This window comes from Microbulbifer maximicatervae (SeqCode), from assembly GCF_056232625.1.
In genome coordinates, this window is record NZ_CP174324.1 from 1,524,687 (window position 1) to 1,551,101 (window position 26,415).

The 26,415-nt window shown below is 50.8% G+C and carries 22 protein-coding genes; 6 read left to right on the forward strand and 16 right to left on the reverse strand.

Annotation, left to right across the window (positions count from 1 at the left end):
- Nucleotides 1-63 precede the first annotated feature (63 nt).
- Both ACJJI6_RS06585 and ACJJI6_RS06590 read left to right on the forward strand, forming a co-directional pair.
- Nucleotides 64-996: a DUF2092 domain-containing protein gene (locus tag ACJJI6_RS06585; RefSeq protein ID WP_444913966.1), complete on the forward strand. Its 933-nt coding sequence runs from the start codon at nt 64-66 to the stop codon at nt 994-996.
- Nucleotides 993-1,481 (forward strand): hypothetical protein, encoded by a 489-nt coding sequence (locus ACJJI6_RS06590; protein ID WP_413662207.1) that lies wholly within the window; start codon nt 993-995, stop codon nt 1,479-1,481. Before ACJJI6_RS06585 ends, ACJJI6_RS06590 begins: the two co-directional genes overlap by 4 nt.
- A gap of 39 nt (nt 1,482-1,520) precedes the next feature.
- Here ACJJI6_RS06590 and ACJJI6_RS06595 read toward each other — a convergent pair whose 3' ends face one another.
- Together ACJJI6_RS06595 and ACJJI6_RS06600 are read right to left on the reverse strand one after the other, a co-directional pair.
- On the reverse strand, nt 1,521-1,724 hold the full coding sequence (locus ACJJI6_RS06595) for a zf-HC2 domain-containing protein (protein ID WP_444913967.1): 204 nt from the start codon (nt 1,722-1,724) through the stop codon (nt 1,521-1,523).
- A 2-nt stretch (nt 1,725-1,726) separates the two neighbouring features.
- Complete coding sequence (locus tag ACJJI6_RS06600) at nt 1,727-2,344, reverse strand: RNA polymerase factor sigma-70 (RefSeq protein WP_282933052.1); 618 nt, start codon at nt 2,342-2,344, stop codon at nt 1,727-1,729.
- Between the two features lie 403 nt (nt 2,345-2,747).
- Here ACJJI6_RS06600 and ACJJI6_RS06605 point away from each other — a divergent pair, with 403 nt between their 5' ends.
- Nucleotides 2,748-3,794, forward strand: coding sequence for a methyltransferase domain-containing protein (locus tag ACJJI6_RS06605; RefSeq protein WP_475712896.1), 1,047 nt, complete (start codon nt 2,748-2,750; stop codon nt 3,792-3,794).
- Between the two features lie 25 nt (nt 3,795-3,819).
- Here ACJJI6_RS06605 and ACJJI6_RS06610 read toward each other — a convergent pair whose 3' ends face one another.
- Both ACJJI6_RS06610 and ACJJI6_RS06615 read right to left on the reverse strand, forming a co-directional pair.
- Nucleotides 3,820-4,812 carry a hydrolase gene (locus ACJJI6_RS06610; protein ID WP_444897503.1) on the reverse strand — a complete coding sequence of 331 codons (993 nt, stop codon included), beginning with the start codon at nt 4,810-4,812 and terminating at the stop codon, nt 3,820-3,822.
- A gap of 34 nt (nt 4,813-4,846) precedes the next feature.
- A complete protein-coding gene (locus ACJJI6_RS06615) occupies nt 4,847-6,100 on the reverse strand; it encodes an MFS transporter (protein ID WP_413662210.1) in 1,254 nt (417 codons plus the stop codon).
- Between the two features lie 77 nt (nt 6,101-6,177).
- On the opposite strand from ACJJI6_RS06615, the gene ACJJI6_RS06620 reads away from it, so the two are divergent.
- Nucleotides 6,178-7,425 carry an ArsB/NhaD family transporter gene (locus tag ACJJI6_RS06620; protein WP_475712897.1) on the forward strand — a complete coding sequence of 416 codons (1,248 nt, stop codon included), beginning with the start codon at nt 6,178-6,180 and terminating at the stop codon, nt 7,423-7,425.
- A gap of 9 nt (nt 7,426-7,434) precedes the next feature.
- Here ACJJI6_RS06620 and ACJJI6_RS06625 read toward each other — a convergent pair whose 3' ends face one another.
- From ACJJI6_RS06625 to ACJJI6_RS06640, 4 genes are all read right to left on the reverse strand, one after another.
- A complete protein-coding gene (locus ACJJI6_RS06625; protein WP_444897506.1) occupies nt 7,435-7,929 on the reverse strand; it encodes a DUF411 domain-containing protein in 495 nt (164 codons plus the stop codon).
- Nucleotides 7,913-8,881 (reverse strand): L-histidine N(alpha)-methyltransferase, encoded by a 969-nt coding sequence (gene egtD / locus ACJJI6_RS06630; protein ID WP_444897507.1) that lies wholly within the window; start codon nt 8,879-8,881, stop codon nt 7,913-7,915. Before egtD ends, ACJJI6_RS06625 begins: the two co-directional genes overlap by 17 nt.
- Nucleotides 8,882-8,883: 2 nt before the next feature.
- Complete coding sequence (gene egtB / locus ACJJI6_RS06635; RefSeq protein ID WP_445358225.1) at nt 8,884-10,188, reverse strand: ergothioneine biosynthesis protein EgtB; 1,305 nt, start codon at nt 10,186-10,188, stop codon at nt 8,884-8,886.
- Nucleotides 10,189-10,550: 362 nt separating this feature from the next.
- Entirely contained in the window at nt 10,551-13,100 is a 2,550-nt protein-coding gene (locus ACJJI6_RS06640; protein WP_444913971.1) for a TonB-dependent receptor, read from the reverse strand.
- A 325-nt stretch (nt 13,101-13,425) separates the two neighbouring features.
- Between ACJJI6_RS06640 and ACJJI6_RS06645 the strand changes: the two genes are divergently transcribed.
- Nucleotides 13,426-15,753, forward strand: coding sequence for a penicillin acylase family protein (locus ACJJI6_RS06645; RefSeq protein ID WP_475712898.1), 2,328 nt, complete (start codon nt 13,426-13,428; stop codon nt 15,751-15,753).
- Nucleotides 15,754-15,775: 22 nt separating this feature from the next.
- Here the strand turns inward: ACJJI6_RS06645 and ACJJI6_RS06650 are convergent, their stop codons facing one another.
- From ACJJI6_RS06650 to ACJJI6_RS06685, 8 genes are all read right to left on the reverse strand, one after another.
- Complete coding sequence (locus tag ACJJI6_RS06650; protein ID WP_444908100.1) at nt 15,776-16,039, reverse strand: hypothetical protein; 264 nt, start codon at nt 16,037-16,039, stop codon at nt 15,776-15,778.
- 64 nt (nt 16,040-16,103) lie between these two features.
- The gene (gene cysG / locus ACJJI6_RS06655; protein ID WP_475712899.1) at nt 16,104-17,498 is read right to left on the reverse strand and encodes a siroheme synthase CysG; all 1,395 of its coding nucleotides are present in this window, start codon (nt 17,496-17,498) and stop codon (nt 16,104-16,106) included.
- Between the two features lie 92 nt (nt 17,499-17,590).
- Entirely contained in the window at nt 17,591-18,874 is a 1,284-nt protein-coding gene (gene serS, locus ACJJI6_RS06660) for a serine--tRNA ligase (protein WP_282933066.1), read from the reverse strand.
- 47 nt (nt 18,875-18,921) lie between these two features.
- Nucleotides 18,922-19,296, reverse strand: coding sequence for a fluoride efflux transporter CrcB (gene crcB / locus ACJJI6_RS06665; protein ID WP_282933067.1), 375 nt, complete (start codon nt 19,294-19,296; stop codon nt 18,922-18,924).
- 19 nt (nt 19,297-19,315) lie between these two features.
- Complete coding sequence (locus tag ACJJI6_RS06670; RefSeq protein WP_413662219.1) at nt 19,316-20,659, reverse strand: replication-associated recombination protein A; 1,344 nt, start codon at nt 20,657-20,659, stop codon at nt 19,316-19,318.
- Entirely contained in the window at nt 20,652-21,263 is a 612-nt protein-coding gene (gene lolA, locus ACJJI6_RS06675; RefSeq protein WP_282933069.1) for an outer membrane lipoprotein periplasmic chaperone LolA, read from the reverse strand. Before lolA ends, ACJJI6_RS06670 begins: the two co-directional genes overlap by 8 nt.
- A gap of 93 nt (nt 21,264-21,356) precedes the next feature.
- A complete protein-coding gene (locus ACJJI6_RS06680; protein WP_444897513.1) occupies nt 21,357-23,699 on the reverse strand; it encodes a DNA translocase FtsK in 2,343 nt (780 codons plus the stop codon).
- A 226-nt stretch (nt 23,700-23,925) separates the two neighbouring features.
- Nucleotides 23,926-24,981, reverse strand: coding sequence for a methyltransferase domain-containing protein (locus tag ACJJI6_RS06685; RefSeq protein WP_475712900.1), 1,056 nt, complete (start codon nt 24,979-24,981; stop codon nt 23,926-23,928).
- A gap of 410 nt (nt 24,982-25,391) precedes the next feature.
- Between ACJJI6_RS06685 and trxB the strand changes: the two genes are divergently transcribed.
- A complete protein-coding gene (gene trxB / locus ACJJI6_RS06690) occupies nt 25,392-26,339 on the forward strand; it encodes a thioredoxin-disulfide reductase (protein WP_282933072.1) in 948 nt (315 codons plus the stop codon).
- The last annotated feature ends 76 nt before the right edge of the window (nt 26,340-26,415 follow it).

Consider the following 26,415-nt stretch of genomic DNA (forward strand, 5'->3'; position numbering starts at 1 on the left):
AGGTTCTCCTCTACACTGATTCAGATGCCACAACTATGGCTATGTATTGGGAGGTACCGGTAAATGCTTGCTTTTCAACCCTTTGGTGGCTTGGCTAGGGCGCTGATTCTTGCAGCGACGGTGGCATTAGCCCCTGCGATTGTCGCTCAAAACCCGACACCACCCCCGCAATCCGATAGCACTGGCTCCCAAGGCCAAACCCCGCCACCAGGGCACCCCACTCAATCGACCGATGACAGCAATCCCCCCCAGCCACCAGGGCAAATGCAGCAAGGCAAACCTCCTCAAGGCCAAATGGGGGCCATGGAATCAAACGAGCCCCTAGACCCCAAGGCGATGGCAACCTTGAAACGAATGGGTGACTACCTCGCCAGCCTCAAAATGATGATGTTTAACGCCGATATATTCACTGAGGTCGTTCTGGAGAATCAGGAAAAGCTCCTGATTGGCGGTACCGTCAAATACATGGCAATGCCACCCAAGCAACTGCGTGTAGACCTGAAAACAGATTCTATTACCCGTCAATTCATTCACAATGGCGACAAGTTCACCGTGATTGCTCCCCGCGATGGTTACTTCGCAGAAATGGAAGCACCCCAGCCTACAGCGGAAGTTTTAACCAAAGCCGCCAAGGATTACGGCATTGAGATTCCTTTTGCCGACCTACTCGAATGGGGAAGGAAGGAAAATGTTTGGTCCGGTATCAAAGAAGGCTTTCTGGTAAACCGGCCTATGGTTGACGGCCAAAAAACCGAGCACTGGGCATTTCGCTCTGAAAACCTGGACTGGGAAATCTGGATCAAGGCTGGTGACAAGCCTCTGCCCCTGCGTATTTCAACAGTAAACACCCGCGACCCCGCCAAGCCGCGCTTTATTGCCACCTTGAAATGGATGGAAGCCAAACCTGGTGCCGCCGGGCAATTTACCCCTTCCATCGACAAGCTCAAGCAGATTCAGTTTAAGAAGGCGGAACCCAATAAGGAGGCCACACCATGATGCATCGCAACGGTCAAAAGACGGGTTTCCTTGCACAACTGGTTGTGCCTGCTCTGGTCACGGGGGCACTACTGACTGCATTGGCCAGTCCCTCAGCCGAAGCCTTTGGTCGGTTTGGTGGTGGTGGGGCTCATTTCAATATTGGGGGACATTTTAATGGGATGCGTCCGATGGGTGGAGGCTTCCACGGTGGCTATGCCCCGGGGGAGTTTGCAAGGCGCTTTCCCAATCACCCCCCATTTCACCCCCATCATCCACCCTACCCACCGCCCCCTTGGCGCCCCCACTACTGGCCCTACCCGGGACCAGCATTTTGGGGTACGGCAGCAGCCGTAGGTGTCGGCGGGTGGTTATATACGTTGCCTCGCAGCTGTGTTGCAGTAACTGTTGGTAACGTTACCTATGAGCACTGCGGGTCCTACTGGTATGAACCGCACTTTGTCGGTGGCCATATCGCCTACCGCCCGGTTCGCCCTCCCCGCTAGGAACGCCAATATTGGATAAGTGGCCCCAAGTGCGAAATGCTATTTTTCGTTGTCAGCTTTCTCGGGGCCACCCTGAGCATAAGATTTGGTTATATGCCTGAGGGTCTTCATCTGCTTGCCGAAATTGCGGCAAGGTGTGCAAACCGCCAGATGTAACTTCAGGCTCGCCTTCTCGGAAATGAGCAGGTCCCTCTCCTGGGACTCAGACATCAGCTTCGTGGCTTCCCGGCAGGTCTTCATCATTGTCACTTCTCCACACCAAACCAGTTATCTTCCAGACACTCGCGCAAGCGAAGGCGCGCCCTGTGCAATGTGACATTTAAATTGCTAACGGTAATCTCCATGGCAGCACAGATCTCATGGCTTTCCAGCTCAATAAATTCCCTCATCATAAAGATCTGCGCTTGGCGCGAGGGAAGATGGCTGAGACAGGCCTCAAAGATCCGCCAGAAATGCTTATCGTGAATTGCCGACTCAGGATCAGCCCAGCGTTTGGGCTTTTCATCCTTCTGCCAGTGCCCCGTCTGATCAAACAGCTCATCGTGATCATATTCTTCCCTATCCCCACGAACCAATTGATCCGCATCTACGAAGCGCTGTCTCTGTCGCAATATGTCGGCAATCTTGTTCTTGAGAATGGCGAAGACCCAGGTCTTCAAAGCCGAGCGACCGGAAAAGCTACGCGAGTTCTTTAGGGCACCCATCAATGCTTCCTGAACAGCATCCTCAGCCAACTGCGTATCCTGCAACTGCAAACTGGCAAAACGCAGCATCTGCTGGCGCAAATCCACCAGGAACTGCGAATTCTGTAAGGAATCCTCGGCGGACTCTGTCGAAGCACTGGGAGCTAGGTGATCGCTCAATTACGTTCCCTCATAATATCGAAGCGGAGAGAGTCGATATTAACGAAAATAATGCGATTCTCTACAAACCAATTCCCACTGGCGCCAAAAGGCAATTTTGCTGATTCTGAAATATCTAGTGCATCATGCTGGTATTTTTGTGCCAATTGAGACTTTTCTGCTTTACCCTGCATCTTGAGCCAGAATGAGTGAAATATCATGCCAGTATAGAGCTCTGCATCAGTTTCGAAAGCGGAAACCTTTGGCCAGAAGAACCTCTAACTCCTCAACTCTTCCGTGATTCCTCTGGTTTTTAGTCGCGGGAACCGCAGACTTGTTACACTTCCTCAACAAAATTACAAAGAGCGCCAATACCGGCGCAACTGCGCCTTTTTGGTTAACCCCCGCAATAGGTAAAGAGCCAATGCACGATTTAGTACAGGACTACTACGGACGCCAACTAAAGAACTCTTCAGACCTGAAGACCAATGCCTGTTGTGATCCCAGCGATATGCCAGAGTGGCTAAAACCATTGCTGTCCAATATTCATCCCGATGTCCTATCACGCTATTACGGCTGCGGACTTGTCTGCCCTCCACTTTTGGAAGGCTGCCGGGTACTGGATCTTGGCTGTGGCTCAGGCCGGGATATTTACTTGCTCTCCCAGTTGGTAGGTCCAAAAGGTGAAGTAGTAGGTGTCGATATGACGGAAGAGCAGTTGGCTGTGGCCAGGCAGCACCAAGCCCATCACGCCGACAAGTTTGGTTATGACAATGTCCGCTTCCTGCACGGCTACATCGAAAAGCTGGAGGAACTGGAATTAGAGCCTGAAAGCTTTGATGTGATCATTTCCAATTGTGTGGTTAACCTCTCCACAGACAAAGATGCTGTACTCAAAGGCTTGTTCCGGCTGCTGAAACAAGGGGGAGAATTTTACTTCTCCGATGTCTATGCCGACCGCCGCATTCCCCCCGCAATTAGCTCTGACCCCGAACTATTCGGCGAGTGTCTTGGGGGCGCACTCTACTGGAATGACTTTCTGGAAATTGCTCAGGGCAGCGGCTTCCGCGATCCACGCCTGGTGGAGAGTCGGCCATTACTTATCACCAACCCAACCCTGGCCCAGCGCTGTGGATCAATTCGATTTTTTTCCGCCACTTATCGATTGTTCAAATTAGCGCAACTGGAAAAAGACTGTGAGGATTACGGCCAAGCAGTGATTTACAAAGGCACACTTCCGGGCTCTGCCGATCAATTCGTTCTCGATGGACACCACATTATTGAGACCGGACGAGTATTCCCTGTGTGCGGTAATACTTGGAGAATGCTCGCAGAGACCCGTCTCGCACCCCACTTCGAGTTTATTGGCGATTTTTCGCGGCACTATGGCCTGTTTCCCGGCTGCGGCAAGGAAATGCCATTTGCCAGCGACACTCCCGAAGCGGATCAATCGAGTACCCAGTGCTGTTAACCCTGAGCCTGGAAATGGGAGCCCCCTAACGGGCTCCCTTTGGAAACCCAACGACTGCCCCCAAAAAGTAGGGTATTTTTTTCTCCAGCCAATAACTGGGGCTCCATACCGTCCCATCTATAAACCCTACATGCCCCCCTCGATCACTCACCGCCAAATCGACAGCAGAACTAACTTCGCTGGTTACAGGTATCGCTGATGGACAAATAAAAGGATCATCAACGGCGTTGATAATCAAAGTCGGCGTGCGAATATCTTTGAGTAAAGGCTTACTGGATGCCTGGGTGTAATACTCATCCACATCACGAAAACCATGTAACGGCGCAGTGAAAGCATTGTCGAAATGCCTGAAATCGACAAAGTCCTCACTGCAATTGAGATCGGGTAAGGCCGCAGCCAACTGTGGGTCTTTCGCCTTATGAAGCAGGCTCAAACGAAGCCCGCTAATCAGGTGGCGCTCATAAAGGTGGGATATACCAGTGTTGATGTAGCGACTACAGGCATGGAGGTCCATTGGCGCCGAAACAGCAATCCCAGCGGCTACCTGCCCGCGGCCACCATCTTCACCTAACATTTTCAGAACAACATTTCCGCCCAATGAGAAGCCAACCACGGCAATCGTCATTAATGGAAACTGCTTCTTAAGTTCACTAACCAGCCAGCGAGGATCTTCAGTGTCACCACTGTGATAGGCCCTCGGCAACTTGTTAGGCACACCACCACAACCTCGAAAATGCATTACAGCGACCTGATAATGGTATGCCAGAAGAGTTTCCATCAGCCCCTGCACATAGGGCGACTCTACCGAACCTCCCAAACCATGAAGTATCAATACCAGAGGATAATCGGGATCATTGCGTAGCGGTCTGGGAAAATGCAAAGAAAGGCGATCGCCATCAGGCGTTTCGTACCAGCGGCAATCTGTCTCAATCCAGGGGGTGGCGCGGTGAAAACGACTGAATACGGTCTGAATATGTCGATTGCCAAGGCCTGGGGCTGGAGAAAAAGAATTAACCATAGATTTCTATCAATAGTCGAAACAACCGGGGCTATCAGTTTCCTGCTGATGGTTTAGGGATTGTTGCCCCTTTCGTTTCTGGGACAAAAATCAGAAAAAATGTACCGGCGATCAGAGCAATAGCTCCCAAAGTAAGAAAAGCAACGCCATAGCCAAAATACTGAACAATATATTCCGCAGAAAAATTACTACATGCCGAACCAATTCCCACCAAGGCAGCCATAGCGCCCTGAGTAACATTGAAACGGCCCGTACCACGTGTCAGGTCGGCACACATTAAAATAATAATGACGCCAAATATACCATTAGCCACGCCATCCAGGGATTGAATTGCTACCAGGAAGTACGGATTGTCCGTAGACATAAACAACAGCGCCCGTACCGGATTGATAAAAAAACCGATAAGGAAGATTAGCTTGCGCCCCCAGGTATCCGCTTTGGCCGCACACAGAAAGGACATCAGCATCATCATAAACTGGGCGGCGATGATACAAGCTGATGTAAAGGCAATAGCTATATCGGCATTCGAGTTAATCGACAGTTTCTGACTCACCAAGGGCAACATCGCGGCATTGCCAAAGTGGAATAGAAACACGCTGACAGCCAAAGCGACCAGGCGCCTGTCAGACAGCAGTGACTTGAAGCCCGACGGCTGTGCTTTGCCCTCTAGATCCTTGTGCTCTCCGCCCCGAGCACGGATATGATCGATAGATTTTCCCGGAATAAAGGCTACCGAGATCGCCATAAGGGCACCCATAACTGCCATCAACCAGAACACCCCCTGCCCGGAAATAGTCAGGGCAAGAATCGCTGCAAGCCCAGCAGCAAAGACATTGCCCGCATGATTGGAGGCCTGGTTGGCACTGGTTTGATAGGTAAAGTTCTTATCGCTGGTAACCCCGAGTGTGATTGCCGCAATAGAAGGAGCCACGAAGGCAATTGCGCCTCCCATCAAAACCTGAGAGAGATAAATCAATGGCTTGTGGCTGGTAAATTCCACAATAGTGATAGAAACAATACCGATAATGATCCCGCAAGTGGCAATAAGCCCTCTCTTAAAGCGAGTACTATCGATAAATGCGCCAGCAGGTGTCTGCAGCAGTACAGTGGTTACCCCGCCAATTGCCAGGACAACCCCAATATCTCCCGGCTTCCAGTGCATGGCTGAGAGCAGGTAAATAGCCAGGTATGGTCCCAAACCCGCAACCACATCTCCAGCAAAGAAATTCGTAAAGAGAAGAGGTTTGTTTAAACTCTTATGAATGGCCTTGTTGGCACTCTGCTGCACTGGATAGAGCCTCAGAAAAATAGCAATGCTGAAAACCAGAGTAGCAGTTGGGACTAGCGACACTCGGATAACGATAGATGTCTATCAGCTTAACCGTCTCGGCAATCATCTTTATCCTAATAGCCGTGCGCCAATGGCTACCGTCTGCAGTTCGTATCTGGCACATCATGACCCTTGGCGCAGTAGCACTTTTGGCCTTGAGGCAAATCACACTTAAAGACGCATTCTTTGCTGTGGATTGGGATTTAATCCTCTACTTATTCTCTGTATTTTCGATTGCATCCACTCTATACGACACAGGGATTTCAGCGCAAATCAGCAGGCGAATACTCTCGCGAAAAAAACCCAATACCATACTGGCAAGCTATGTCCTGATCATGGCCGTCTGCGCCGCCCTTCTCACCAATGATGCTGCAGCAGTGATTGGTGTACCTATCGCTCTATTGATGGCTCGGGATATGAACTGGGGTGTTGTACCCCTACTTATTTTACTTTGTGCCACCGTAACGATCGGCAGCATGATCTCCCCAGTCGGCAACCCACAAAATATCTTGATTGCCAACGCAGGGCAGTTTGACAATATGTTCCTGGTATTTGCCGAGTGGATCTTTATCCCGGCAGCAATCACCATGCTGCTGTCGATTCTTTGGTTAAAAAGGTTTCTTAAAGTTGACGAACCCAGTCACAATGTAGGCATTCAGCATCGAGAGGACAATGAGATAGCACAAAAATGGCCACCTCTATTGTCGGCAGCCCTTCTGGTAATTCTAATAGCATTAGGCAGTGTACTTCATAACGTAGAAGGTATTTACCACCCAACCTTGGGTCAAATAGGCTTGGTCGCCTGCTCACCCATTTATCTGGCGAGTCATGAAAGAAGAAGAATACTGAGAGAAGTAGACTGGCCCACCCTCTTTTTCTTTATTTCTATGTTTATTGTGACCGGCTCACTACTCAAGTCCGGATCACTACAGTTTTTTCTGCACAAGAGCGGGATTAATCTGGCTGAACCTGAAACCGTAACTTTTGTCAGTTTTTTTGCCAGCCAACTGTTTTCCAATGTTCCCGTAGTGGAAATATACCTGAATCTGCTACATGAACACGACACTCAAACACTTATGATGCTATCAGCCATATCTACAGTTGCTGGTAACCTATTTATAATCAGCGCAGCCAGCAATGTAATAGTGCTGCAGCAGGCGGAAAAATTTGGTGTGCAACCATTTAACTTCTGGCAGTTCTTTTTATTGATGTTGCCGGTAAGTGTTATCAGTGTGGCAGCGAGTTATCTCTATATTATTTGGTACAGCTCGCTACAGACCTAAAAACAAGAGCTAACTCTGGGGCTTCTCGACTCGGACAAAGGGGCGATAGTCTCCCCCTTCCAGCAGCAGATAAATATTGTAAGGTTCAAACTTTCCATCCACCTCCATTCCTGGGCTACCAACGGGCATCCCGGGTACTAATAGACCGATTCCATCCTCTGGAGGAGAGGAAATAAATTGCAGGATATGTTTGACGGGAACATGGCCTTCAAAAACATATTTGTTGTGCCACACCGCCGTATGGCAACCCTCCATCCCCCGAGGAACACCCCATTGCTGCCGAATTTTGGCCATATTCAGCTCAGAACTGGTAGATACGGCAATGTCGTTACCCCGTAGATAATCCACCCATTTGTTACAACAGAAGCAAAGCGGATGTTTATACACAATAAAACTATCAGCATCCCACTGTTTTTTTTCCTCCGCACCAGCAAAACTTGCTGGTGCGGCCAATATCACCAGTGAGAAAAGGAGACCTAAAACCTCCCTAGATAGCCTGGGCATAGTGAATAGCATAAGATTCAGAGGAATCAGTCCAGTGGCGAACAGGTTTAAAGCCGCCTTTCATCAACAGGGTATTAAAACTACTCACTTTATATTTATGGCTATTCTCGGTATGAATAGTCTCCCCTTCCGAAAAGACGATTTGTTCCCCAGCGATTGCGACGCTTTGATCCCGGAGGCTAACTAAATGCATTTCTACGCGTTGTCGCAATGGCTGATAGAAGGCGCGATGAGAGAAAGATGACAAATCAAAGTTGCCTCCCAACTCACTGTTAATTCGTTGCAGGAGGTTCTTGTTAAACTGCTCCGTAATATGCTCACTATCGTGATACGCCCTCTCCAGCACAACTGAATCTTTAACTAAATCAGTTCCGATAAGCAGGCCGTCTCCCGCTCTCAAATTTGCCGCAAACGTCTCCAGCAATTGCTCCGCCCTATCCGGCTCAAAGTTTCCAATTGTCGAACCAGGAAAAAACACCACACGTTTTTTTGACTCAATATTCGACAGATTGTCCCATACTTCGGCTTGAGTAAAGTCACCCACTTCCGGCCAGATAGAAATATGAGGTAAGCCTTTTTTAATTCGTTGCCCCGCCAGATAGAGAATCTCCGGGGAAATATCGATGGGATAGTATCCGCTAGGGCTTTTTAATAGATGCAGTAGGCCCTCTACTTTTTCGCAGTTGCCTGCACCGGGCTCCACCAGTAGCGCCCCTGGGCCAATTTCCTCAGCAATATCCGGTAGATACTGACTGAATATCTTCGCCTCAGTACGGGTTAAATAATAATCGTCTACATCACATATTTTCTCGAATAACTGAGAGCCAAGTTCGTCGTATAGGTATTTACACGGTAGTGTTTTCTGATCTCCGGCCAACCCCCGTAACACATCATTGAGAAATTCATGGTCTTGTTGTGAACTTTCCTGCATCGATGATACGGCTGCTTTCACATTTAGTCTCCTGCCAAACGGATACCGGTAAATTGCCACGACTGGTGTGGATAAAAGAAGTTGCGGTAACTGATCCGGATATGGTCAGCCGGAGTTGCAAAAGATCCACCGCGAAGAACCTTTTGGTTACACATAAACTTTCCGTTGTACTCCCCTACTGCATCCTCCCGGGCTCTGAAGCCTCGATAAGGTAAGTAAGCGCTGGAAGTCCACTCCCACAAATCCCCTAAGAACTGCGTTTGTCCCCGTTGCGCCTGCAATGGCCTGAAGTGACGTTTTTCCAGGAAATTAGCTGATGCCATCTGGTTCGGCTGGCGTAAATGGCAAGCAGCTGCCTCCCACTCAAATTCGGTAGGCAATCGTTTTCCAGCCCAGGTTGCGAAAGCATCTGCCTCATAGAAAGAAAGATGACAGACAGGCTCAGCTGGATTTAAGGGTAGCAACCCATAGAGGGAGTACTGATGCCAACCATCACTGTTCAGCCGCCAATAGGATGGGTGCTTTTGCTGATTTTTCTGCAAATGCAGCCAACCATCCGAAAGCCATAGCCGATGCTGTTCATAGCCACCATCCTCTATAAATTCAAGATACTCGCCATTGGTAACCAATCGGGAGGCAATCACAAAGTCATCGATAAACTGCTGATGCTCAGGGCCTTCATTATCAAAGCAGAAAGCATCCCCATCACTCCCTATCCCATAGAAGTCCTTGGGTATGCTCAACCAACGCAGTGGTTCCAGTGCCCCGTCTTCTTCTTCAGGAAACATATCCCGGTAAGCTGGTGCCATGGGATTAGTTGATAGAGCATGCTTGATATCGGTCAATATCAATTCCTGGTGCTGCTGCTCATGATTCAACCCCAGCTGGACCAACGCGGCCAAATTTTCAGGAATCGGGTACTCACTGAGCAACCGGTGCATGGAGTCATCGATAAACTTTCGATATTCATAAACCTGGGCACTATCCGGACGCGAAATTAGCCCCCTGTTAGGGCGTGCAAAGGGGGTACCCAAACTGTTGTAGTAAGAGTTGAACAGGTGGTTGAAGTGTGGGTTAAACGTTTGATATCCCCGCAACCGGTTAGCAAGGATAAAGGTCTCAAAGAACCAGCTCGTATGTGCTAAATGCCATTTGGTAGGACTGGCATCCGGCATAGACTGTAGCTGCATATCCTCTGGGGATAACGGCAAAGCGAGGTTCTCTGTCTCTGCACGAACCTTCTGGTAATCACTGAGAAGTTGATGTTGTACTTCCTCTAAAGTTACTTCACCGACGTGTATTGCCATATTAGTAATCAACTGCGACACATTTCTTCTCTATTGAAATCATCATACGCAGTTTTAGGTGTAAACCTAGAGGCTAGCTATTCAACAGAAGGGTATATGCGCCAGTTTATTTTTCTCTTGCAGGGTCAATAAAAAAAAGGGCCGGATAAACCGGCCCACTCTCTCGTCATGCTGACAGGAATAACTTAATAAAATAGAGCAAAAATTGTTTTATGTACTATTTCTTTCAAAATTTAGACGCAATTTTCACAGTCTAAACGTTTTTTATAGACTACTGCCGGAATAAGGGGCTCTAAATAATCCCACAATACCCTTGTAGCCTTTAAATGCCCTCCCAAGGTCGACAACAGCACATCCCTGTGCCGTATTAACCCATGGGTTAATTAAAATCGGACAGTTAAATCCGCACCGTACATTCTCGGCATAAAGCGCCAGGCGGGACTGGCACCAATGGCTGCACCGGTACCACCATAGCCGCCAGCGATTTCTTCATCCGTCAAATTTTGTATCCAGAGCGCTAAAGAATAACTATCTGAAGGGCTGTTCCAGGCCGCCCGCAGGTTGAACAACTGATAGTCTTCCACGATACGTGTCCGATCAGTAATCGAACCAATTCGCTCATCTGTCCAGTTATAATCGCCACGGAAAATAAACTCCCCGCCAGATGCAAGGTCCACTGTGTATTCAGCCATTAGGTTGAATTTATTCTCTGGCGTTGATACCCGAGACTGACCTACTTTCGAGTCCTCTTCAGTCTCACCAATGGCTTCGATGATCTGGTAGTCAGTAAACTCTGTATCCAGGTAGGAGTAATTACCGGCAATAAACAAGCTCTCTGTTACTGCCCACTGTACTTCGATCTCCGCCCCAGTACCCTCCGCATCCGAATTCCGCAAGTTATAACTGGGAATAGGAGTACCCACCAGATCCAACTCCTGCAAATTGTTGTATTCGTAGGTGTAAATAGAGGTATTCAAGCGTACTCGGTTGTCGAACAGGCTGCTCTTAAGACCAACCTCCAGGTTAACGACATCTTCCTGATCGAAAGACGACTCAACCCCGGGACCAAAGTTCAGGCTATTGAATCCACCGGCTTTAAAACCATCCGCCAGGGAGACATAGGTCATCACATCGTCATTCCAGCGGTAATCCAGCACTATACGACCGGAAAGGTCGCTCCAGCTATCACTCAATTTGGAGTCCAAAACCGGCTGGCCATTGTTGAAAAACACAATGCCAAACAACTGGGACCCCAAGTCGACCTCAGGCAAAGTTACAGTGCCGATCACATTGCCATCTCCGTCAACCAAGCGCACATCTCCGCCGGATAGTGACAGAGGAATACTGTTGCCATAAGCCGTCTGGATGGTGAAATCTTTTTGATCGTAGGTATAACGAGCACCGACAGTCAGGTCCATCTTATCGGTAAGGCTCCAGGTCATGTCGCCATAAATAGCACTGGAACGGTAATCACCTGTGTTGCGAACGCTCTCCCCCCAATGTGCATCCGAGGCTATCCAGGGATTGAAACCCGCCATCATCTGTCCGACTACATCTTCCGCATAGAGCATATCGCCGGTTATACCAGTGGCCCCTAACTGAGCGAGTAACGCATCCACTTGGCCTGTTTGCAGCATTAGGTCATAGACAAAGGAAGCGCTGGCAATTCCCTCCAACCCCGCCTGCTGCAGCTGCGCACGGGTGATAACCGCTAAGTCCTCTTGCTCGGTTTGGGTCAGGTCCGGATAGGCAGCCTTTACCCCTTCATAAACGGCGAAGGATTCTACCGATCCGGTAGTGAAATTGGCATAAGTGGTGTGATCCACCTCTTCTTCGGAGTAAGAAGCTCCCAGAGTCCATTTGATGGTATCTGTAGCACCATTGAGACGGAATTCTTGAGAAAATTGGCTTTGATCATCAGTATTAGCGGACCCAAACATATAGTCCGGGTTGGCGGTACCATCCTCATCCTGCTGCAGGTGGGCATCGAATTCGCTGTAGGCAGTAATCGAAGTAAAAGTGAAATTATCGAAATCTTTGGTAATTGTCAGTGATGTGCCAAAGGAATCACGATCCTCAATGGTCGGGGTATCCAGGGCATAGTCGCCAAAAACATCCGTTTCATCTTTAAGGCTGGGCACTATGGTTGTTCGCAAAGCGCTGCCTTGATCCATAATCCCGTAATTGGCGCGCCACAGCACCTCGGTATCCGTCGCCGGCTCCCACAACACAGAGGCGCGGTAGGTCTGAGTATCCTGATCCCCTACAGAGAACCCATTTGCTAAATTATCGGCAAATGGATCGCGACGATTTGTCGACGCCGAAAAACGACCATACAGGTTGTCACTAATCTGGCGATTAACCAAAAGATCCGACGACTGGCGCCCATAATTACCGGCAGTTAGATTTAATTCTGTAGAATCATCAGCCTGCGGTTTGGTGGTAATAATGTGGATCGCACCACCGGTGGCATTGCGACCGAATAGTGTACCCTGAGGCCCTTTGAGGACTTCAACCCTCTCAATATCGGTCAGCGGTATCTCGGCACCTGCACTGCGGCCGGTATAAACCCCATCCACATAGACCGCCACTGCTGGATCAGAGCCTATGGTCCAGTCATTAGTTTGCACGCCGCGAATACTGTACGTTGGTTGCAGGGCGGTATCATTGTGCATTTCCACGCCCGGCGTATATTTCCCCAAATCAGTCAAATTTTTGACACCGGCTTCTTTTATATTTTCCCCGGTGAAGGCGGAAATCGCGATAGGTACATCCTGTAGGTTTTCCGCTCGCTTCTGCGCAGTAACGACAACCTCCTCAATTTCCGCAGCGTGAACGTGAGAGCCAACAGCGGTGAGGAAAGCAATGGTTCCAGAAAGAATGGAAAGATTGAATCTACGGTTTGTTACATCTCTACCAACATCGTGCATCATCGCGTCCTCGCGTTTATTGTTATACAGCCTGATGTTTTCGATTTCTTGTTGTTTTTGTTATTGCACGCCATCTTACGGTTGCGTTTTCATATTGAAAACCCTGCGATGACTTTTTTCTTGTGACCAGTCAGTTCTTCGAGAAATAGCAGTGAATGACAGGAAAATCCTATAATTTAAAGCTTGGGTTTTGTCACTAAAAGTTACTCTTTGTATCGCTTAGTAACTTTGCGAGTGAAATTAAAATTGCACAATAAAGTGCTACCGACATTAACTCAGAGATTTTGCGGCCACCACAATGACAACATTCCCATTTCTCAAGCGGTATATGCCAGCACTAATTATCAGCCTATTGGGTTTGATAATTATATTTTTAATTGGCTCCTGGATCTGGCTCCGACAGAGCTTGCCTTCTCTCGATGGAACCATTACCACGGGTGAATTAAAAGACCCGGTTGTTATCGAGCGCGATTCACAGGGAGTGCCATTAATTCATTCTGAAAACCGAAACAGTTCGGCCTTCGCATTGGGCTTTTTACACGCGCAGGAACGTTTTTTCCAAATGGATCTGTTGCGGAGAAGTTCTGCTGGGGAATTATCAGAATTACTGGGCGCATCCACTATAAAACACGATCAAAAGGTACGTTTACATCAATTTCGCCAGCGAGCAGAGCGAAACATTGCTGCGATGCCGGCGGAACAAAAAGCCCTTCTGGATCAATATATCAACGGTATTAATTTTGGCCTCAACCAGCTTCCCGCAAAACCCTGGGAGTATTTGTTATTGGGCCAGGAACCACGCCCCTGGAATTCTGCCGATAGCCTGTTAACTATCTACAGCATGTACCTGACGCTTCAAAGTGAACGCGGTAGTTATGAACTTCGCGACACCGCTTTAGCCGAATTGCTTCCAGCAGATCTCTACGCTTTCTATTTTCCCCAAGGGGGGCGATGGGACGCACCACTATTTGGCGAAGCACGAGCAAAAGTCAGCCTCCCAGAAACACCGATTTCTGCGCTTTTAGATGAACAGGACACTATCGTTTATCAGGCGATGGAGAGTGATGACAAGATTTACGGCAGTAATAACTGGGTGGTCGGCGGTAATTTAACAGCGCACGGTGGAGCCATTCTTGCCAACGATATGCACCTCGGGCTGAGTGTTCCCAATATCTGGTTCCGAGCAGGCTGGAGCATACCTGGCACCAACCGATTTGTCCGTGGCGTCACACTTCCGGGCGGCCCAATTATGGTTGCCGGAAGCAACGAATTAGTTGCCTGGGGATTTACCAACACCGGTGGCGACTGGAGTGACCTGATTCCACTGGAACTCAGCGAGGACGGCAATCAATATAAAACGCCTGAAGGCTGGAGGAATTTTGCCTATGAAACAGAATCTATCGCAGTCAAAGGCAGCGCCCCAAAAACCATAGAAGTTCGCACAACTATCTGGGGTCCCGTTATCGGTACAAACCACGATGGCGTTCCTCTCGCATTCCGCTGGGTTGCTCACGACACTCTGGGCGGCAATATGAACTTGATTGATATGGAAGTTGTCAGTACCGCCGAAGAAGCTCTGGAGCTTGGCCCCACCATAGGCATCCCCCACCAGAACCTAGTGGTTGGCGATAGTGACGGCAATATTGGTTGGACTGTGGCTGGCGCTATTCCCAAGCGAGTCGGGTTTGATGGCAGTCGATCAGTCAGCTGGGCAGATGGTAGTGCCTATTGGGACGGCTATTTAAGCCCCCAGGAGCACCCCCGCCTGTATAACCCGGAGTCCGGCCGAATCTGGAGTGCCAACGCTCGTATCGTTGATGGGGACTATCTCAAACTCATGGGCAACCACGGCTATGCGCTCGGCGCACGTCAGCAACAAATTCGCGAACGGCTTTTCGCTCAAGAAAAATTCAATGAGCAGGACCTTTTAAATATCCAGCTCGACGATCAGGCAGTATTTCTCGAGCGGTGGCAGCAACACCTCCTCACCTTACTTGAGGATCAGCAGGACTATCGCGAGGTATATACACAGATTCAAAATTGGGGAGGCCGAGCCGCCATCGACTCCGTAGGCTATCGCATCGTTCGCAACTATCGCCTGAAGTTAATGGAGCTTACGACAGCGCCCATTTTAACTTACATGCGCCGCTATCAGCCCAAGTTTTCTTTCGGCCAACTCAAACGCCAATTTGAATATCCACTTTGGGAAATGGCTCAGCAAGAGCCCAAACAGCTTCTCAACCCAGATTTTGAATCCTGGAACGCGATAAAACTCGCCGCCCTGGATCAAGTACTGGAAAAAATGAACCGCAGCAATCAGCCCCTTAAGCGTCAATCCTGGGGTGCTGAAAACACGGCAAAGATCCAGCATCCACTGGGCAAAGCAATACCACCGCTGAACTGGTTCCTGGCAATGCCTGCGGAGCCTCTCGCAGGAGATACCCATATGCCCCGCTTCCAATCTCCCACTCATGGCGCATCCCAGCGCTTAGTGGTTTCACCGGGCCGGGATGCAGACGGTATTTTCCATATGGCCACAGGTCAGAGTGCTCATCCACTCTCACCATTTTTCGGCAACGGCCATCAGGATTGGGTAAAGGGAAACACTTCATCATTTATTGAACACGAGCCTCGCTACCGACTCACGTTAAATTAGAGGTACCGCAGGGACGCTAAAGTCAGGCAGTCTCATCGAGTATTGCAAAAGACAGAAACGTGGTGAAGAAGGCAAGACTCACAACGAAAGGCAGCACTGGAAAGCACAACATCAGTGCCGCCGATGTAATCCAGAGGTTTCTCACCCAACTCTTCTTTTGCTGGTAGTGGTAGGTGTAGCGCCGGGTGTGACTGTCTAGTTGTGCAGGAATTGCTATTTCACGGACCGGTGGGAGAAAAAAGCGCACAGCATTGGTGCAATAAAAGCGAATAAATGCAAGCAGCATATTGAACACCACTCTGAGAGTACCTTTTCAGTATAGGTACTCTCGGCGTCATTGGGTGCCTGCCTTAATCTTCTCGATTTGGCTGATACCACTGAAGCTTTTCATGCAAGCTCACTACCCCACCAATGATGGTGAGTGTTGGCGCTCGAACTTCACTGTTTTCAGCAAGGGCCGGCAAGCTGCTCAAGTCACCGACAACTACTCGCTGGTCTCGCGTAGTGCCCTTTTCAACCAAGGCCGCCGGCGTATTCGCATCGAGCCCGTGTTTAATCAATTCAGCACAAATGGTTTGTAACCCCGTAAGCCCCATATAGAAAACCAGGGTTTGTGCTGGGCCCGCAAGTTCTTGCCAAGGGAGGTCCAACTCACCCTCTTTCAGGTGCCCGGTAATAAAGCGCACAGATTGAGCGTGATCCCGGTGAGTCAGTGGGATACCGGCGTAACTGGCGCAACCAGAGGCCGCAGTGATTCCCGGCACTACCTGAAAGGGAATCCCCGCCTCTGACAACTTGTCTATTTCCTCACCGCCTCGACCAAAAATAAAGGGATCGCCTCCCTTAAGTCGCAAAACTTTTTTACCTTGGCTGGCCAGATCTACCAACAGCTGATTGATATCGTCCTGTGGCACCGCGTGGAAAGCCTTGCGCTTACCTACATAGATCCGCTCTGCATCCCGGCGCACCAACTCCATCACTTCCGGTGAAACCAGCCGATCGTAGAGCACCACATCTGCCTGCTGCATCAAGCGCAGTGCGCGAAAAGTCAGCAGGTCTGGATCTCCCGGACCTCCACCTACCAGGTAAACCTCACCCACCGGATTGGGGCTCCCCTGCCAGTCTTGTAGCGCATCCACCAGCGCTTGCTCTGCATCTGCTGGTTGCCCCGCCTCCATACGGTTGGCAACGGGGCCGGCAAAAACCCACTCCCAAAAATTCTTGCGCCGAGACTCTGGCAGCACTGCCTTAACCCTATCGCGCATTCGCGCCGCCAAAGTTACCAGCGGTCCCAGACCCGGCGACAGCAGAGCTTCAAGCTGGGCCCTGATTCTGCGTGCCAGTACTGGAGCCGCGCCACCACTACTGATACCGATCGATAGATCTCCCCGCTCCACAATGGCCGGGAAAGTAAACGTGCACAACTCTGGCGCGTCCACCGCATTGACAGGTAGGCGCTGAGCCTGGGCATCGGCCGAAACCTGTGCATTCACGGACTCACTATCAGATGCAGCAACGACCAGCCCCGCTTTCTGTAAATACTCGCTCGAATAAACTGATTGAAACCATTCCCCACCAGAATCAGTCACCATTTGCTGAAGCTCATCGGTAATTTCCGGGGATATCACCAATATCCGTGCACCCGCTTTGTGCAATAAGCGAGCTTTACGGGTGGCGATGGAGCCGCCTCCAACAATCAAACAGGGATGATCTTTGACATCAAATGCGAGGGGTAAATAACGCAACTTCTTATTCCATCAAATAGCGGGCAAAGTGAAACTCATGACTACAAACAAAAAAGGGCGAACTCTACGCTCGCCCTTTTGGAGTGCTACGCTCAGGAAGCTGAGATCACTTCCTGGCCTCGCATATAGGGCCGCAATACTTCAGGCACCTCTATACTGCCATCCTCGCGCTGGTAATTTTCCAGAACAGCGATGAGGGTACGACCCACGGCAAGGCCGGAGCCATTCAGTGTATGCACCAATTCGGGCTTATTGGTTTCCGGGTTGCGCCAGCGTGCCTTCATTCGGCGCGCCTGGAAGTCACCTACCAGGGAGCAAGAGGATATCTCGCGGTACTTATCCTGGGACGGAATCCAAACTTCAATATCGTATGTCTTTCGAGCAGAGAAACCGATATCGCCACCGCAGAGAATCACTGTGCGGTATGGCAGGTTCAGCTTCTGCAAAATGGTCTCAGCATTTTGCGTCAGGGTTTCCAATGCCTCTTCAGACTGATCCGGGCGCGCCACCCAAACCAGTTCTACCTTTTCAAACTGGTGCTGGCGAATCATGCCACGAGTGTCGCGGCCGTGAGAGCCAGCTTCAGAGCGGAAGCAGGTAGTGTGAGCAACCAATTTATGCGGCAGGCTAGCACTGTCTTCAACAATATGATCGCGATACATATTGGTGAGGGGCACTTCCGCAGTCGGGATCAGGTAGAAACCACGATCATCTTCGAGCTTAAACAGGTCTTCCTCAAATTTAGGCAGCTGGGAAGTGCCGTACAGGGAATCAGCATTCACAACAACCGGCACATTGGTTTCCTGGTAACCATGCTCTTCAGTGTGAGTATCCAGCATAAACTGTGCCAACGCGCGATGCAGACGCGCAACATCACCGCTCATTACCGCAAAGCGGGAGCCAGTGAGCTTCACTGCCATCTCGAAGTCGAGGCCACCAAGGTGTGTGCCCAGGTCTACATGGTCTTTAACTTCAAAGTCAAAAGTACGCGGCTGGCCCCAGCGGCGAACCTCTACATTATCGTCTTCACTCTCGCCTTCGGGCACTGAGGCATCCGGCAAGTTGGGAATCGCAGACAAGATTGCATCCAGCTCTCCCTGCAATTCTGTCAGTGCATGTTTGGCATCTTGCAACTCGCCACCGAGGGACTCCACTTCTTTCAAAAGCGGGGCAATATCTTCACCATTCGCCTTGGCACGGCCGATATTTTTCGACTTGCTATTGCGCTCGTTTTGCAAACTCTCGGTGCGCACCTGCAATTCTTTGCGGCGTTCTTCAAGGGCTTCAAGTTTGGCAGTATCCAGTTCTACACCGCGCTTTTTCAGGGCAGCGGCCACCTGGTCCATATCCGTGCGAATCAGTTTGGGATCGAGCATCGTTTCCAGTTCGCCTGTTATCAGGCTCCTACAACAGAGAAGTTAAATTAAAAATACCGTGTCGCCAAAGCGACAGCAGCAGCGGTGGCCAACAAACAACCAACAAGGCTGCCGACAATATAGCCAAGGGCCACCAGCGGCTGGCCATTGTGCCACAGTATCAGGCTTTCGAGGGAGAAAGTGGAAAAGGTTGTCAGTGCGCCAAACATGCCGGTCATCAACAGTAGACGCCATTCCTCCCCCAACATGGCGCGGTGAGCGATCAGTACATAAACAATACCGATCAAAAAAGAGCCTGTTAAATTGACAATGATGGTTCCTAGCGGAAACCGACCCTCAAATACCGGAAAGCTCCAGATACTCACCAGGTGGCGAAGAACTGCCCCAAGTGCGCCGCCCAGGGCGACTGCCAGCCACTGCATTTAGCTGCTTCCTTTCTATCTATTTAGAGTTTCTGTAACGCTGCCTGTCACTCTCGCGATTCAGTCGGCGCAGAGTCTGCAATTTTTCTGAAATTTTTAACTCCAGCCCTCGGGGAACCGGCTGGTAGTACTCGCGCTCAGCAATCTCTTCGGGGAAGTAATTCTCTCCCGCAGCAAAAGCATCGGGTTCGTCGTGGGCGTAGCGATACTCCGCACCGTGGGACAGGCTTTTTGCCAGTTTGGTAGGGGCATTGCGCAAATGCACTGGCACTTCGTAACTGGGCTCGCGACGAACATCCGCCACGGCACGATTGTAAGCGGAGTAAACTGCATTGCTTTTTGCCGCAACCGCCAGGTAAGTAATGGCTTGGGCAATTGCCAGCTCGCCCTCGGGGCTCCCCAAGCGCTCCTGCACATCCCAGGCATTCAGCGACAACTGCAAAGCCCTCGGGTCCGCATTGCCGATATCTTCACTGGCCATACGTACGACACGGCGAGCGATATATAACGGATCGCAGCCTCCATCCAGCATCCGCACAAACCAGTAGAGCGCCGCATCCGGGTCAGACCCCCGCACTGATTTATGCATGGCGGAAATTTGATCGTAAAAATAATCGCCGCCTTTATCAAAACGGCGAACATCGGCACTGAGCACCTCGGCGAGCACGTCTTCATCGACAATCAGTCGCCCAGCCTCCTCTTTGGCCAGATCGCAGGCCACTTCCAGCAAGTTCAAAGCACTGCGGGCATCCCCATCGGCAGCCCGGGCAATCTTACCCAACACTTCTTCGGGAATGTTGACGCTCCGCTCGCGCAATTGCTGGTCGGTTTGCAGGGCGTAGCGCAGCAACCCCAACAACTCCTCTTCGGGAATACTGCGCAAAAGATAGACCCGACACCGGGACAGGAGCGCATTGTTCAACTCAAAAGCCGGGTTCTCCGTAGTCGCCCCGACAAAAGTCACAGTGCCCTCCTCCACGTAGGGAAGGAAGGCATCCTGCTGAGCCTTATTAAATCGATGCACTTCATCGACAAATAAAATAGTGTGTCGGCCCGACTGTATCCGGTGCTGCTCAGCTTCGGCCACCGCCTGACGAATATCTTTCACTCCGGCGAGTACCGCAGACAGTGTGGCAAATCGAGCATCGCACTCTTCTGCTAGCAACCGCGCAAAAGTGGTTTTACCCACACCGGGAGGGCCCCACAAAATCATAGAGTGCAGCTGGCCGCGCTCTACGGCCTCCCGCAGAGGTTTGCCCTCCCCCAATAAATGCGACTGGCCCACATAGTGGGCCAGGGAATTCGGTCGCATACGGGCCGCGAGGGGTTGGTGGGTTTTGGGAGTATCGAACAGATCACTCATCTTTAATAATGTCAGTACCGGCCGGGGGCTTAAAATCAAATATAGAAGCGGATAGTTTTGGATTCGCCTCCATACCACTGAACTGAATTTCAGTGGTTTGTCCCATACCATCGCGCACGGTCATTGCCGACGGCAAGCCATTTTTGGCAAATCGAATTTCCATGGCTTTAAAAGGGGCCGAGGGGTTCTTGGGGGTCAGGTGATAAACCCCTTCTTTCTGGCTCACATTAAACGAGCCCCGAATTTCCTCTACTTTGCCCCCCAGCAATAGGGCTGGGGTATCCTTAATACGGGCATCCACTGGGCGAACTGTCACCTGCTCCAGATCCGGATCGTACAGCCAGAGCGTCTTGTTGTTTGTCACCAGTAACTGGGGGTAAGGCTCACCGGTTTTCCAGCGCAATTTGCCCGGGCGCTGCACAGAAAAGCTACCATTGCTCTTCTGTGTGACCTCACCGCGCTCGTCGATCAATGTCTGTTTGAAATTACCCGAAATCGCCTCCAACGGCTTGAGTAAATCGCTCAGGTCATCGGTGGCATCAGCCCAGGCCGCGCTGGCGGTAACACTGATTGAAAGCAGCAGACCCTGCAGAATTCTTTTCATAGTGGAGTCCCAACGTATTGATTTCCTTAAAGATTAACCCCGACTAAGTGAACAGTGGCTTAACCCGCCACTGCTCCAAGGGCCAAACTCCTATCAGGCTGGCGGCGGTGCCAGCACCTCTCGATTGCCGTTGTGGCCCGCCGCAGATATCACCCCAGCAGCCTCCATGGCGTCAATAATTCGAGCCGCGCGATTGTAACCAATCCGCAGCTGACGCTGCACAGAGGAAATTGACGCCTTGCGGGATTTAGTGACGAAAGCTACGGCTTCGTCGTAGAGCGCATCGGCTTCAGGGTCTTCATCCTCACCGCCTTCAGACTGTAATCCAGGCACGGGAATACTGTTATTACTATCGTCGACAATACCATCGATATAATCAGGCTCACCGCGACGGCCCCAATCCGCGACAACTTTATGCACTTCGTGATCGTCGACAAAAGCGCCGTGGACACGAACGGGAACACCACTTCCAGGCGGTAAGTACAACATGTCACCATGACCGAGCAGCTGCTCCGCGCCGCCCTGGTCGAGGATTGTGCGGGAGTCCACCTTGGACGAAACCTGGAAACCGATTCGAGTAGGTACGTTAGCTTTAATCAAGCCGGTAATAACATCCACCGACGGACGCTGAGTTGCAAGCAGTAAGTGGATCCCAGCTGCACGGGCTTTTTGTGCGATTCGCGCGATCAGCTGTTCAACCTTTTTACCGACGATCATCATCATGTCGGCAAATTCATCAATCACGACAACAATGGCAGGCAGTGCTTTCAGGGCCGGTGCGGTTTGTTCATCTTCCGGCACGCTGGAGGCGGGATCTGGCTGCCAGATAGGATCGATCAGCGGCTCCCCGGCCTCTTCCGCTTCTTTCACTTTGCGATTAAAGCCTGCGAGGTTTCTCACCCCCATTGCCGCCATCAACTTGTAACGGCGTTCCATTTCTCCAACACACCAACGCAAACCATTGGCGGCATCGTTCATATCGGTGATGACCGGGGTCAACAAATGCGGAATGCCCTCGTACACAGAGAGCTCCAGCATTTTTGGGTCCACCAGAATCAGGCGGACCTCATCGGGCGTGGATTTGTACAGCAGGCTCAACAACATAACGTTGATACCCACGGATTTACCCGAACCGGTGGTACCCGCTACCAGTAAGTGAGGCATCTTGGCCAGATCGGCCACCACTGGCTGACCGGAAATATCGTGACCGAGCGCCAGAGTCAGCGGCGATTTGGCATTATCGTAAACATCTGCCGACAACACTTCACTGAGGCGCACCATCTGTCGATTTTCGTTAGGGATTTCAATACCCACTACCGATTTGCCTGGGATTACCTCGACCACACGCACACTGATCACCGCCAGTGAGCGCGCCAGGTCTTTTGCCAGATTGGAAATCTTGCTCACCTTTACACCGGGAGCAGGCTGAATTTCAAAGCGGGTTACTACCGGTCCCGGCAGCACAGATACCACTTCGGCAACAACGCCGAAGTCTTTCAGCTTAAGTTCCAACAGGCGTGACAGCGCTTCCAGGGATTCCCGGGAGAAGCCGGCCTTCTTGTTTTGATCTGCTGGATCGAGAAGACCCAGCGGCGGCAGGGTTCCAGTAACCGGGCCACTCTTGAAAAGCTCTCGCTGTTTTTCCTTTGCTGCCCGAGGACTCTGCTTCGGCTTGGGGGCAGTGGGCTCAATCTTTGGGGGAATTCGTTTGGCAACTCGCTGTTTCTCTTCCTCCACAGCGGCCTTGCGCACGACGATCGCCTCTCTGGCCACCCTCCGCTCATTGCGCTTTTGGCGCCAGCGTTGATAGAAACTGCCCAGTAAGGCAAAAAAGCCGAGCACATTCTTGCCGATTGCCTCTGCCAATTTGAGCCACGACAAACCTGTAAAAACAGTGACACCGATAGCAAATATCGCCAGCAGTAAAATGGTTGCCCCTACATAGCCGAGGCTAGAACCCAGGGCAGACGCCATCGCACTGCCGATGATGCCTCCGTTGGTAAACGGCAACGGGTTTTCTGCGGGATCAAAACAAAGAGTCGCCATTGCCGCCCCGCTGACAAGAACAAGCAGCAAGCCAAATACTCTCAAAGCAAATAGCGGCAAATGGAAGCGGGCATTGCGATCGCGAAGAATGTGATAGGCCCGCAGACCAATCAGCAAGGGGAACAGGTAAGCCATCCATCCGAGCAAAGACAAACACACATCTGCCAGCCAAGCACCGGCTGGCCCAATGGCATTGTGCACTTGTTGGGTACTGCCAGTTTGCGACCAGCCCGGATCTTCTGCGCTAAAGCTTAACAGGCTAATGGCGAGCAACAGGGCACCAGCCAGCAAACTGATCAGGGCCCCCTCGCGAACGAGTCGGGCGATCAATGAGTCTGGCAATGCATTGCTCTCTGCAGGGCTTTTTTCAGTTGCGCTTTCGGCCTTCAATGGCTTACCTCAATAATGCTGTACTTTTTATGTCCACATGAACTTGGCGGTGTCTACCTGGGACCTGAATCCCCATGCCGCCTGACAAAATTCTGTATTGCTTACAGAAGAAAGCAAATCAATCAGGCTATTTTACAATCTACGCTTTCAGATTGCGCCTTACGATCCCTGACACCAAGTAGTTTTTTGTTGTTTGGCGGCAGTATCGAAAAACCTGGAGCGCTTCCTAGCCAGTATTCTCTTCTAAATTTATCGGTTTGTACGTGCGATAGATGCAATTTGGAATCATCATCGAGATATCTTGCCCTGAATCCTCCCAGCAAACCTCATCAATAATCGCCTGGGTAACTCTCTCGCGGAGGTAACTATTCAGAATTTCCAATTTGTATTGATCCCCGCCCAACTCTGTTTTTAATTTGTCTTGAGTACTATCCCGGTAATAGGTTCTGGATACCCGCTCTGCTTGCGAAAAGCCTGCATCGCTGAGTAATTGTAACAACTGGTCTTCCCGCAAAAAGAACCGATCCAAGAGCAACGATTCACGGTGTGTCAGCGCTGACAGCTTTCGCTTTTGGGCACACAGTAAATCTTGGACCCCGGCAGACGCCGGCATCAAGTCCCAAACCAACAGCGGACCTCCCGGCTTCAAAACCCGATAACACTCCTGGAGAACCAGGGGCTGATCTTTATAAGGCACTTCGTGCAGGCCCATTCTGATTGCCACAGCATCAAATAATTCACTGGGATATGGCAAGTTTCTTCCATCACCTATAGTGATATCGGCAGCTAGCAATTGAATATTTGGGTCAAGGTTTTCAAGCTGCGAAGGGTGGGAATCGCACAAGCTACATTGAATAATAACCCCATGAGCTTTGGCAAACTTAAGCAGGTAGCTACTCAGGACTCCCCTGCCACACATCAAGTCGAGAACTCGACAACCATTGCTGAGGCCCAGCGCCATAGCAAACTTCTCGAGCTCTTCTGGCTCACCCGCGCAAGTAACCGCCCCACCTCCTGTATCACCATATCCATCAGAGACAATTTCACAGCGCATTTGCAAGTTGAGCGCGGTAAATAGATCCAGCAGGTGGGGTGGGCCATGTAAGCTCGCCCGGTGATCGCCATCGGGCTCCAGATCAATGGAAAAACGCAACGAATAACTATCGTCGATAATTTCGGCTACGAAAGCCTGGGCCTCCTCACTAAGGGTCAGAAAAGTTTTAGGGTGCCCCAACTGCTCTCGCTTCAGGTTTAAGGGTATGAACTTTCTTTTGTAGCGCATAACGATCCTCAACCCACTGGGGTTTGGGCACTTACTCGAAGTCACTGGCCCCTATGACGCTCACACACTCAATACATCTAACAATCCGTAATTCTAATTTGTGACACCCCATTCTCCCCCTAGCAGTGCCAGCAGCAGCTGCGTTAGATTGGAACTTTTTTACATTTTTCCAGCTCTTACGGCCAACTATGGCGCAAACTCCGATTTGAGCCAAACCTCTAGCAAGGTCAAAGAGAGTTGAATAGGTACGATCAATCGAACAAATTAAGGCAAACTATTTCGCCGAATGGTAAATATCGCCTATTATATCGCCCAATTTAATAGTCTCGCCTGATCAAAAAATGGACGGGCATATGGACTCCCAGCCCATTGGGTAAACTTCGCAAATTGAGAGTTTTAAAGAGTACTTCATGAGCAATAACCATCATCGACTGATCATCCTAGGCTCAGGCCCAGCCGGCTACACCGCGGCTATCTACGCTGCACGGGCAAACCTGAACCCGGTTGTTATCACGGGTATGCAACAGGGTGGGCAGCTGACCACCACCACTGAAGTCGAGAACTGGCCGGGCGGCATTCCGGAGCTTCAAGGTCCGGACCTGATGGTGCAAATGCAGCAGCACGCAGAGCGCTTCGAGACAGAAATCATCTTCGATCACATCGAATCTGTTGATCTGAAACAGCGCCCTTTCACCTTGAAAGGTAACGAAACTTACACCTGTGACTCGCTGATTATCGCCACTGGCGCCTCAGCTCAGTACCTGGGCCTACCTTCTGAGGAAGCCTTCCAGGGGCGCGGTGTCAGCGCCTGTGCGACCTGTGACGGATTCTTCTATCGCGACCAGAAAGTTGCTGTTGTCGGTGGTGGCAACACCGCCGTAGAAGAGGCCCTGTACCTCTCCAATATCGCCAGTGAAGTGACCCTGATTCACCGCCGCGACGAGCTTCGCGCAGAAAAAATCCTTCAGGACCGCCTGATGGATAAAGTGGAAAACGGCAATATCAATGTCTGCTGGCACAACACCCTGGACGAAGTGCTCGGTGACGACAACGGTGTAACTGGGCTGCGCCTACGCAACACCCAGGACGACACCACTACAGAGCTGGACGTTTCCGGTGTGTTTATTGCTATCGGTCACAAACCGAATACCGGTATCTTTGAAGGCCAGCTTGAAATGAATGGTGGTTACCTCATTGTGGAGAGCGGCCTGAACGGCAATGCCACCCAGACTTCTGTTCCCGGTGTATTTGCCGCAGGTGACGTATCCGACCATATTTACCGCCAGGCGGTAACTTCTGCGGGTACCGGCTGTATGGCCGCCCTGGACGCCGAGCGCTTCCTCGACGCCGAGAAGTAAGTCAAATCCCCGGGCAGAGCTTTTCTGCCCGGTATCCCCCTCTACCGACAGGAGTCAGATCGTGGCAGGGAACACC